Source organism: Micromonospora foliorum (genome assembly GCF_022229015.1).
Lineage (GTDB): Bacteria > Actinomycetota > Actinomycetes > Mycobacteriales > Micromonosporaceae > Micromonospora > Micromonospora foliorum.
In genome coordinates this window covers 1-9,529 of sequence record NZ_JAKKFF010000240.1, presented here as the reverse complement: position 1 = coordinate 9,529, position 9,529 = coordinate 1, and the positions used below count along the sequence as shown (strand labels likewise).

Annotated in this window: 11 protein-coding genes and 1 pseudogene; 7 read left to right on the top strand and 5 right to left on the bottom strand. The window is 72.8% G+C overall.

The genetic code is table 11. The annotated features are described in order from the left end of the window. Positions 1-270: 270 nt before the first annotated feature. Positions 271-462, top strand: coding sequence for a DUF5703 family protein (locus PSH25_RS18035; protein WP_013734349.1), 192 nt, complete (start codon positions 271-273; stop codon positions 460-462). A gap of 51 nt (positions 463-513) precedes the next feature. Here PSH25_RS18035 and PSH25_RS18030 read toward each other — a convergent pair whose 3' ends face one another. Together PSH25_RS18030 and PSH25_RS18025 are read right to left on the bottom strand one after the other, a co-directional pair. Further along, on the bottom strand, positions 514-1,176 hold the full coding sequence (locus PSH25_RS18030; RefSeq protein ID WP_238660186.1) for a hypothetical protein: 663 nt from the start codon (positions 1,174-1,176) through the stop codon (positions 514-516). Between the two features lie 58 nt (positions 1,177-1,234). Beyond that, a complete protein-coding gene (locus tag PSH25_RS18025) occupies positions 1,235-2,563 on the bottom strand; it encodes a M20/M25/M40 family metallo-hydrolase (RefSeq protein ID WP_238660185.1) in 1,329 nt (442 codons plus the stop codon). 148 nt (positions 2,564-2,711) lie between these two features. Between PSH25_RS18025 and PSH25_RS18020 the strand changes: the two genes are divergently transcribed. The 3 genes from PSH25_RS18020 to PSH25_RS18010 all read left to right on the top strand — a co-directional run bounded on the left by PSH25_RS18020 (position 2,712) and on the right by PSH25_RS18010 (position 4,693). After that, positions 2,712-3,323, top strand: a complete 612-nt coding sequence (locus PSH25_RS18020) for a hemerythrin domain-containing protein (protein ID WP_238660184.1) — start codon at positions 2,712-2,714, stop codon at positions 3,321-3,323. Positions 3,324-3,406: 83 nt separating this feature from the next. Continuing rightward, positions 3,407-4,387, top strand: coding sequence for a LysR family transcriptional regulator (locus PSH25_RS18015; protein ID WP_238660183.1), 981 nt, complete (start codon positions 3,407-3,409; stop codon positions 4,385-4,387). 60 nt (positions 4,388-4,447) lie between these two features. Beyond that, on the top strand, positions 4,448-4,693 hold the full coding sequence (locus tag PSH25_RS18010; RefSeq protein ID WP_238660182.1) for a hypothetical protein: 246 nt from the start codon (positions 4,448-4,450) through the stop codon (positions 4,691-4,693). 54 nt (positions 4,694-4,747) lie between these two features. Here PSH25_RS18010 and PSH25_RS18005 read toward each other — a convergent pair whose 3' ends face one another. The 3 genes from PSH25_RS18005 to PSH25_RS17995 are packed head-to-tail and all read right to left on the bottom strand — an operon-like array spanning position 4,748 to position 7,865. Beyond that, entirely contained in the window at positions 4,748-5,098 is a 351-nt protein-coding gene (locus PSH25_RS18005; RefSeq protein ID WP_238660181.1) for a DUF3140 domain-containing protein, read from the bottom strand. Continuing rightward, on the bottom strand, positions 5,098-5,310 hold the full coding sequence (locus PSH25_RS18000; protein WP_238660180.1) for a hypothetical protein: 213 nt from the start codon (positions 5,308-5,310) through the stop codon (positions 5,098-5,100). The genes PSH25_RS18005 and PSH25_RS18000 overlap by 1 nt, the downstream gene beginning before the upstream one ends. After that, positions 5,307-7,865, bottom strand: coding sequence for an ATP-dependent Clp protease ATP-binding subunit (locus PSH25_RS17995; protein ID WP_238660179.1), 2,559 nt, complete (start codon positions 7,863-7,865; stop codon positions 5,307-5,309). The genes PSH25_RS18000 and PSH25_RS17995 overlap by 4 nt, the downstream gene beginning before the upstream one ends. 140 nt (positions 7,866-8,005) lie before the next feature. On the opposite strand from PSH25_RS17995, the gene PSH25_RS17990 reads away from it, so the two are divergent. From PSH25_RS17990 to PSH25_RS17980, 3 genes and pseudogenes are all read left to right on the top strand, one after another. Next, a complete protein-coding gene (locus PSH25_RS17990) occupies positions 8,006-8,398 on the top strand; it encodes a PIN domain-containing protein (protein WP_238660178.1) in 393 nt (130 codons plus the stop codon). A gap of 152 nt (positions 8,399-8,550) precedes the next feature. Next, positions 8,551-8,811 (top strand): hypothetical protein, encoded by a 261-nt coding sequence (locus PSH25_RS17985; protein ID WP_030332749.1) that lies wholly within the window; start codon positions 8,551-8,553, stop codon positions 8,809-8,811. Positions 8,812-8,817: 6 nt separating this feature from the next. After that, a pseudogene (locus PSH25_RS17980) lies at positions 8,818-9,529 on the top strand (hypothetical protein); the annotation flags it as partial.

Below are 9,529 nucleotides of genomic sequence, written 5' to 3'. Positions count from 1 at the left end.
CCTCGCCGATCATGGAGTTGTGGTGGGCGACGAAGTGGCCGTGACACGGCTGAACCAGACCCCACAACTCCATGATCGACCGGCCGGAGGCGGCCCCTTTCCGCGATCGTGCAGGTGCTGTCGCGGCAGGGCGTTCCCACTCGTCCCGGCTGGCGAAACTGCGAGATCGGCGCGAGAGGGGCACGGGGCGGCACGAACCGCCCACGGCAGCGTCGTTGGTCACCCCGGAGGGGGTGGCGAACGGCCGCTGGGCTGGGCAGCATGGATGGCATGGACTACGAGTACGCGCCACTGCGGCTGCCGCCGAACGTCGACCGGTTGACCGCCGCGGCGCAGTTGGCGATCCAGGCGGAGTTCTCCGGATGGGAGTTGGCCCGGGTGCGGCTGTACCGGGACGGCACGCGCCAGGTGGTGCTGCGTCGTCGGCGGGTCAACCAGCCGCAGCCGGGTCTGTCGTACTGACGACCGGGCGGTGCCGCCCGGGGCCGGAGTCGGCCCCGGGCGGCACCCGGCCTAGTGCTGGTGCCCGGCGTGGTCGTGGTCGTCGTCGAGCTCCAGGAACGGGTGCTCGTCGAGCCGACCGACCAGCCGGTCGTCGGCCGCCGGCTGGAACGGGCCGACCGCGTCGTCGTCGTCGAACGACTCCAGGTCGACCGGGGTGCCGACCTCGCTGACCATGACCACCCCGTCGAGCGGTTCCAACTCGGGGACGTCCAACGCGCCGAGCGAGCCGTCACCGCTCTGCAGCAGCTCCAGCACCGCCTCGCCGACGCCCTCCACCGGGGCCGGCTCGTCGTCCTCCGGGGTGCCCTCGCGGCGCGCCGCCTCGGCCACCCGCAGCAGCGCCGAGACGCTCGGCACCCGGTAGTCACGACGCTGACGCACCGAGATCACCCGGGGGTGCGGGTCGCTGGCCTCGGCGCCCTCGCCGCCGCCGAAACGCTCGTCGGCCTCGTCCGGGTCGATCGAGTCGACATCCCACGGCGTCACCTCGCCGAAGGCGTCGAGCAGCTGCTCGTCGTACGCGAAGGAGGCGTTGTTCAACGCCACGTACGCCTGCCAGACGTCGTCGTCGTCGACGCGGCCCTGCGCGGCGCGTACGGCGGCCAGGTGGTGGCGGGCCGCTTCGATCACCCGCTCGAGAGCGGCGTCCAGCTCACCATGCTGGTCGGTCATGTGGGGCAGTCCCTTCACGATGGGGAGGTTGCGCGCCGGCGGCCACGGCCGGACACGGCTAGCAGGTGCGGAGGAACCGGTCGAGAACCCGCACGCCGAACTGTAGTCCGTCCACCGGAACGCGCTCGTCGATGCCGTGGAACAACGCCGAGAAGTTCAGGTCGGCGGGCAGCCGGAGCGGGGCGAAACCGAAGCAGCGGATGCCGAGCTGCGAGAACGCCTTGGCGTCGGTGCCCCCGGAGAGCATGTACGGAACGGGCCGCGCCCCCGGGTCCTCCGCGCGCAGGGCCGCCGACATGGCCTCGACCAGGTCACCGTCGAAGGTGGTCTCCAACGCCGGCTGCCGCTGGACGTACTCGATCGCGATGTCCGGGCCGACCAGCTCGCGCAGCTGCCGCTCCAGCAGCTCGGACTGGCCGGGAAGGCTGCGGCAGTCGATGGTGGCGGTGGCCCGGCCGGGGATGACGTTGTCCTTGTAGCCGGCGCTCAACCGGGTCGGGTTGGCGGTGTTGCGGATGGTCGCGCCGATGATGTTGGCGATGGGGCCGAGCTTGGCGATGGCCGTCTCCGGGTCGTCCGGGTCCAACTCGATGCCGAGCAGGTCGGAGACCTCGGTGAGGAAGGCCCGCACGGTGTCGGTGACCACCACCGGGAAGCGGTGCCGGCCGATCCGGGCGACCGCCTCGGCGAGCGCGGTGACGGCGTTGTCGTCGTGCATCATCGAGCCGTGCCCGGGGCGGCCCTTGGCGTGCAGCCGCAGCCAGTCGATGCCCTTCTCGGCGGTCTCGATGAGGTAGAGCCGCTGGTTGTCGTTGACCGAGTAGGAGAAGCCGCCGACCTCACCGATCGCCTCGGTGCAGCCGTCGAAGAGGCCACGGTGGTTGTCGACCAGGAAACGTGCGCCGTAGTCGCTGCCCGCCTCCTCGTCGGCGGTGTACGCCAGCACGATGTCGCGCGGGGGTCGTACGCCGGTGCGCTGCCAGTGCCGCACCACGGCGAGAACCATGGCGTCGAAGTCCTTCATGTCGATGGCGCCCCGGCCCCAGAGGTAGCCGTCGCGCAGCTCGCCGGAGAACGGGTCCACCGACCACTCGTCGGCGTCGGCGGGCACCACGTCCAGGTGGCCGTGCACCAGCAGCGCGCCCCGACTCGGGTCGGCGCCCGGGATGCGGGCCACCACGTTCGCCCGGCCCGGAGCGGACTCGTGCAGGACGGACTCCACGCCCACCTCGGCGAGCTTCTCCGCCACGTACTCGGCCGCGAGGCGCTCGCCGACGCTGGTGTCGTTGTCGCCCGTGTTGGTGGTGTCGATGCGCAGCAGGTCGCGGCAGAGGTCCACGACCTCTGCGGTGGGGTCGGGTCGGGCGGAGGCGGCATCGCTCGTCATCGCCTCTTCATACCAGCCCGAGCCGGTCGACAGGGCGGCGCGGGTGGACGCATCGACGGGTCGGTTTCGCCGTGGCCGCGTTCGGGTATCGCCGCCCACGACCGTACGTCCCTGCCGGAGCTTCCGCCCGCCAGTCGAGGAGGGCACCATGTCCGCTGTTCCCCTGCCGCCGCTGCCGCCCGCGCCCGCACCCGAGGAGGGCTACCGACCCGCTGGTCGCAGCATCGCCGACATCGTCGACCGGGAGCACCGGCAACTGCTGGCGCTGCTGGAGCAGCTCTCCGGCCCGGACACCACGCCGCAGGAGGGGCTTCCGGTGCTCACCGCCGCGCTGTCGCGGCACCTGTCCGCCGAGGAGCAGTACCTGCTGCCGGCGGTCCGCGCGGCGCTGCCGACGGCCACCGAGCGGGTGGACGCGGAGATCAACGCCGACGCGGCCCTGCTGGGCGCCCTGAAGGGGCTCACGGACGAGGCGCTGACCGAGGTCGCCGAGCGGGTCCGCCGGCATGTTCACGGGGTGGGCGGGCTGGTCGCCGAGCTGCGCACGGTCGCGACCGAGGAGGAGCTGATCCGGCTCGGCAACCGGCTGGAGATCGCCGAGGAGGCGGCGCCGACCCGACCGCACCCGGGCACGCCGGCCACTCCTCCGTGGAACCGGATCGTGGAGCCGGCGGTCGGGGTCGTGGACAAGGTCCTCGACGTGGTGACGCGCCGGCCGACGTACCTGGCGGACCTGCCGGAGCCACCGCGCGACAGGTGACCGGCACCGGCCGGCAATGCATTCATTATCACCGATCCGCTCGGGCTATTCCGCCAGCAGACGCGTAGTCCTACCGTCACCCTATGAACCTGGAGCTGCGTCACCTGCGGGTGGTCTGCGCGATCGCGGAGACGGGAAGTGTGACGAAGGCCGCGTCGGCGCTCGGCCTGGCCCAGCCAGCGCTCACCGCCCAGCTCCAACGCATCGAACGGACGCTGGGCGGCCCGCTGTTCGACCGGGACCGGCGCGGGGCCCGGCCCACCGCGCTCGGTGAGCTGGTGCTGGCCCGCGCCCGGGTGCTGCTACCGGCCATGAAGGGCCTGCAGGACGAGGCCGCCCGGCTGGCCGGGGCGGGCGACACCCCACCGTGCTACCGCTTCGGTGGGGTGAACAGCCCGATCCTGGGTCGGCTGGTGCACCGGTTGGCGGCCGAGCAGCCGCCCGCCCAGATCACCACGTACGCGTCCTGGTCGGTGGACGAGTTGGCGCAGTTGGTGGCCGGCGGCCGACTGGACTTCGCGCTGGCCGGCGTCTGCGGCGACGCCAGCCCGTCGGCCGGGTTCGGGTTGAGCTGGCAGGAGGTGGCCGTCGACCCGGTGCTGGTGCTGCTGCCGGAGACCCACCCCCTCGCGGCGCAGGACGAGGTACGCCTGGCCGACCTGCGCCACGAGCAGTGGGTCGCCGCGCCGGGCGACGGCTGCTTCGCCGACTGCTTCGCCGCCGCCTGCGCCCGCGCCGGCTTCACCCCCCGCAAGGTGTACGAGACCGACATCCGCGGCTGCGTCGACCTGGTGGAGGCCGGCGTGGCGGTGGCCCTGTGCCAGGCGACGTTCCGCCCGGTGAGCGGTCTGGTCACCCGTCAACTCGCCGGGACGCCGCTGCGCTGGCGGCTCCTGCTCGGCTGGCACCCGGACTCCCCCGCCGCCCAGGGCGCGGAGCTGGTGCTGGAGACGGCCAAGGCGGCGTACGTCGACTCGTTGGCGCCGCACCCGGCGTACCTGGCCTGGTTGCCCCGCAACCCGGGGTTCGGGGTCCGGCAACCCACCGGGGTCCGACCGGGCTGACCGGCCGGTATTCCCGGCCGTTGGCGGTGCGAACCGCCGTGGGCCGGGTATCTGGCGGACATGACCGACCTCTACCCGCCCGCCGACGACCGCGAACTGCTGCGCCAGGCGGCTGCCGCGCACACCGCCGCCACCCGTGCGGTGGAGGCGTTTCTGCGCCGCCTGCCCACGGTGCCCGACCCGGCCGACGTGACCGAGTACGCCAACCTGCTCACCCGGGAGGACCAGACCCGAGGCGACCGGGACGCCGCCGCCGACGCGGCGGGCCTGACGATCGCGAGCCTGGAATCCGACAAGGGCCAGTAGCAGGACGCCGAACGGTGCCGTCCCGGATTCGGGACGGCACCGTCGTGCGGTCGCTCAGCGTTCGACGAGCGGGTCGTGACCCAGGTCCAGCAGGGAGTGCCGCCAGGTGTCGTCGGCGCTGCCGCGTGACGGCTTGGCGTCCATCAGCTCCCGGATCCGCTCGACCGCCTCCCGCATCACCTCGATGTCCTCCGGGGTGAGGTCCACCTTGCGCTTGTTGAGCACCTTGAGGATCTCCCGGCCCGGCTGGGGCAGGTCGAGGTTCGGGTTCGGGCCGAACGACTCCTCCCCCGAGCCCCGGGTCAGCAGCCAGGTCCGCAGCTGCTCCGACGGGACGTTGACCTCGGCGTGGAAGTCCTCCCAGAGCACTTCCACCTCGGGGTCGAGCCGCGCTTCGCGTACCATCAGGTCTCCTCTCCGGGCGGCGGCCCGGACGTCTCCGGGTCGTCCTGGTCGGTCTTCGGGTGCAGGCCCTCCGCGGGCACCCGCGTCCGGCGGGGGTTCGCGGTGGGCGGCGCCAGGATCGGGCCGGGATGGTCGTCCTCGTCCCGGGTCTTCGCGGGCTCCGCGCGCTGGTGCGGGTCCTCGTGGTCGTCCCCTCGTTCCGGCCCGCTCATCGCGGGTGGGTGGTCGTGGCGGCGGTGTACCCCCGCTCCCCCGCGGTCACGTCGAAGGTGAGCGCGCCGTCGCGGACGTCCACCGTGACCTTCTGCCCCGGCGAGATCGCCGACTCCAGCAGCATCCGGGACAGGTGGTTGTCCACCTCACGCTGGATCACCCGGCGCAGCGGGCGGGCGCCGAACTCCGGCTGGTAGCCGTGCTCGGCGAGCCAGTCGATGCCGGCGGTGGTGAACTCCACCTGGAGGTCCTGGGCGTGCATGCGGCGGCGGGTCTCCTCCAGCAGCAGCGCGGTGATGTCGCGCAGCTGCTCGGCCTCCAGCCGGCGGAAGATGATGACCTCGTCGATGCGGTTGAGGAACTCCGGGCGGAAGTTCTCCTGCAGGCGGCGCATGAGCCGCTCCCGCAGCTCGTTGCTCTCCTGCTCGCTGCCCACATCCCCGGTGCCGAAGCCGACCGAGCGCTGGGCGCCGGTGATCAGCTCGGAGCCGAGGTTGCTCGTCATGATCAGGACGGTGTTCTTGAAGTTCACCGTGCGACCCTGGCTGTCGGTGAGCCGCCCGTCGTCGAGCACCTGGAGCAGGATGTTGAACACGTCCGGGTGGGCCTTCTCGATCTCGTCGAGCAGCACCACCGCGTACGGGCGGCGACGCACCGCCTCGGTGAGCTGACCGGCCTCCTCGTAGCCGACGTATCCGGGCGGCGCCCCGACCAGCCGGCTGACGGTGTGCCGCTCCTGGAACTCGCTCATGTCCACCCGGACCATCCGGTCCGCCTCGCCGAACAACGCCTCGGCCAGGGCCCGCGCCAGCTCGGTCTTGCCGACACCGGTCGGGCCGAGGAACAGGAAGCTGCCCATCGGCCGCTCCGGGTCGGCCAGCCCGGCCCGGGAACGGCGCACGGCCTCGGCGACCGCGGTCACCGCGTCGTCCTGACCGACCACCTTCTGGTGCAGGTGACCCTCCAGGCGTAGCAGCCGGTCGCGTTCCTCCTCGGTGAGCTGGCTGACCGGGATGCCGGTGGCCCGGGAGACCACCTCGGCGATCTCCTGCGGGCCCACCTCGGGCACCTGGGAGCCGGACGAGCCGTCCTCGCCGTTCGCGCGACGGATGTCCTCCTCCAACTCGGCGATCCGGTCGCGCAGCGCGGAGGCCCGCTCGTACTGCTCGTCGGTGACGGCCTGTTCCTTGTCTCGGCGTACGTCGTCGAGTTCCTGCTCCAGCTCGCGCACGTCGGACGCGGGGGTGCGGGTCCGCAACCGCACCCGGGCGCCGGCCTGGTCGATGAGGTCGATCGCCTTGTCCGGCAGAAACCGGTCGGTGACGTACCGGTCGGACAGCTCGGCGGCGGCGACCAGCGCCTCGTCGGTGAAGCGCACCTGGTGGTGGGCCTCGTACCGGTCACGCAGCCCGCGCAGGATGGCGATGGTGTCGTCGACGCTGGGCTCGGGCACCAGCACCGGCTGGAAGCGCCGGGCCAGGGCGGCGTCCTTCTCGATGCTCTTGCGGTACTCGTCAAGCGTCGTCGCGCCGATCACCCGCAGCTCGCCCCGGGCGAGGGCGGGTTTGAGCATGTTGGACGCGTCCATTCCGCCCTCGCTGCCGGCGCCACCGGCCCCGACCAGGGTGTGGATCTCGTCCATGAAGATGATCAGCTCGTCCCGGTGCGCCCGGATCTCGTCGATCACCTTCTTCAGCCGTTCCTCGAAGTCACCCCGGTAGCGGGTACCGGCGACCAGGCCGGCCAGGTCGAGCTGGACGACCCGCTTGCCGAGCAGGGTCTGCGGCACGTCGCCGTCACAGATCCGTTCGGCCAGCCCTTCGACGATTGCGGTCTTGCCGACGCCGGCCTCGCCGATCAGCACCGGGTTGTTCTTGGTGCGCCGGGACAGGATCTCGATGGCCTGTTCGATCTCGTCGGCCCGGCCGACCACCGGGTCGATCTGGTCGTTGCGGGCCAGGTCGGTGAGGTCCTGCCCGTACTGGTCCAGGGTGGGGGTGCCGCGGTCCGGCTTCGGCCCGTTCATCGGCCCGCGCTCGGCGTTGGCGGCCTGCAACGACTCGGGTTGGATCCGGCCGGCGGCCAGCATCCGCCCGGCCGGCGACTCCGGGTTGAGCGGCAGCGCCATCAGGATGTGCTCGGGGCCGATGTAGTTGGCGCCCATCGCCCGGGACAGCTGGTGGGCGTCGAGCAGCGCCCGCTTGGCGGCCGGGGTCAACGACAGGTTCGGCGGCACCTCCCCGCGCGGCGCGCCGTCGCCCTTTCCGCCGAGGGCGTTGAGCAGGGTGTCCGGGTCGGCCCCGGCTCGCCGTACCAGGTCGCGTAGCGGTTCGCGTTGCAGCGCCGCCCAGAGCAGGTGGTCGGTGTCCAGGTCGCTGCTCTGCCGTTGCGCGGCCCGTCGGGCCGCGTCGGCCAGCATCTCCCGGGCGTCGGCCGTCATCAGTCGGGTGATGTCGACCCGGTGCGGCGGTCGGCGCCCTCCCTCGCCCCGGCCGAAGTACCTGGCCAGGAATTCGTCCCACGGGTCGGAGCCGATGTCACCGGGTCCCATCATGTCTGTCCTCCGCAGTAGGGCTCGGCACGGTCGGCAGGGGCTACCCGGCGCGCGCCGCGACAAACGCCGCAGGTGGCGGAGCACCGGCATTCCGGGAGTGGCGTCGGGCCAGGGCCGGCCGATGGTGGCAGGCTGACGGGATGGATGAGACCCCCCTGCTGATCGTGGATGGCGCCAACGTGGTCGGCTCCCGCCCGAACGGGTGGTGGCGTGACCGGGCCGGGGCCGCGGCCCGGTTGCGCGACTCGCTCGCCCCGGTGGCGACCATCGGGTTGCCGGCCCGGCTGACCGCCCCGGTGGAGGTGGTTCTGGTGGTCGAGGGGGCCGCGCGGGACGTGCCGGGCACCGAGGGCGTGCGGGTGGTCTCCGCCGCCGGCTCCGGCGACGACACGGTGGTCGAGCTGGTGGAGGGCGCGCTGCGGCGGCGCCGGCTGGTGGTCACCGCCGACCGGGAGTTGCGCGGGCGCGTGACGGCGCTGGGCGCCGAGGTGTACGGGCCGCGCTGGCTCCGCGAGAACCCGACCAGCAACTGAGAAAATCTCGCACTGGGACTCCCACAGATCGGACTCCCGGCACTTCCGAGGGCCTTCCGGACAGGCGGGCAGGAACACCGACAGGGCGGATGTTCTTTCGGGACCGCCGATAGGCTCTAATGGAGATCTCCCCGCCCCCAGGAGGTTCCGCCGTGGCGAGCGTCGCCGAGTTGAAGGCTGCCATCGATGTCGCCCTCCAACAGATCGGGGACGGGCAGACAGCCGTGCAGGCGGCCGGCGAGAAACTGTCCGAGGCACAGCAGACCCTGGCCGGGGCGCTGGAGGGCAGCGGGCACGAGACGGTGGAGGCGGCCCAGGCGTCGCTGACCCAGGCCAGCCAGGAGCTGGAGGAGTGTCTCGCCGCGACACTTGTCGCGGTGGAGCAGGCGCAGCTCTACGTCTCCACCCTGTAGGCCGCCATGTCCATCATCGAGGATGTCGGCGGGCAGGTCCGTGCCGCCACCGAGGAGTTCCCGGTGGCCCTGCTCGGGCAGGCGCTGGAGAAGTTCGGCCTGGCCGCGGAGCGCCTGCGCTGGGTACGACAGGAGTCGGCCAACCCGATGGGGGTGCCCGAGCTGTCCGCCGCCACCGAGCACGCCGAGAGCGCCGGCTACGCGCTGCGGGTGGCCCAGGAACAACTGTCGGCCTATCTGACGGCGATCGGGCTCGGCGCGGACGGCGCCCCGGCCCCCCGCCCCGAGCAACGCGCTCCCCGACACGACACGCCACCGGCGTCCGGGCCCACCGCGGTCGCGCCGGAGCCGGCCGAGCAGGTGCGCATGCGCCGCTGGTGGTCGGTGCGGGTGGCCGAGCTGACCGGCGGGCGCGAGGGCAGCGACGACGAACCCGACGAGCGGGTGGACGACTCCCAGGAGTTGCTGCGCCGAGTGGTGGGTGGCGTCCGCTCCGGCGACCGGGACCGGCTCCGCAAGGAGCTGCGCCGGGCCCCGGCCGACGTGGGGCTGGGCATGGCGGCGCTGGCGCCACCGCTGCTGCGCGAACTGGCCGGTGAGCTGCTCGGGCACCCGCCCCGCGCCACCGACCTCGGGCGGCTGCGCGGCGAGTTGGACGGGCGCGTCCGCGACCTGCTGCCCGGGCTGCCGCCACCGGTGCTGGAGACGCTGCTGACCC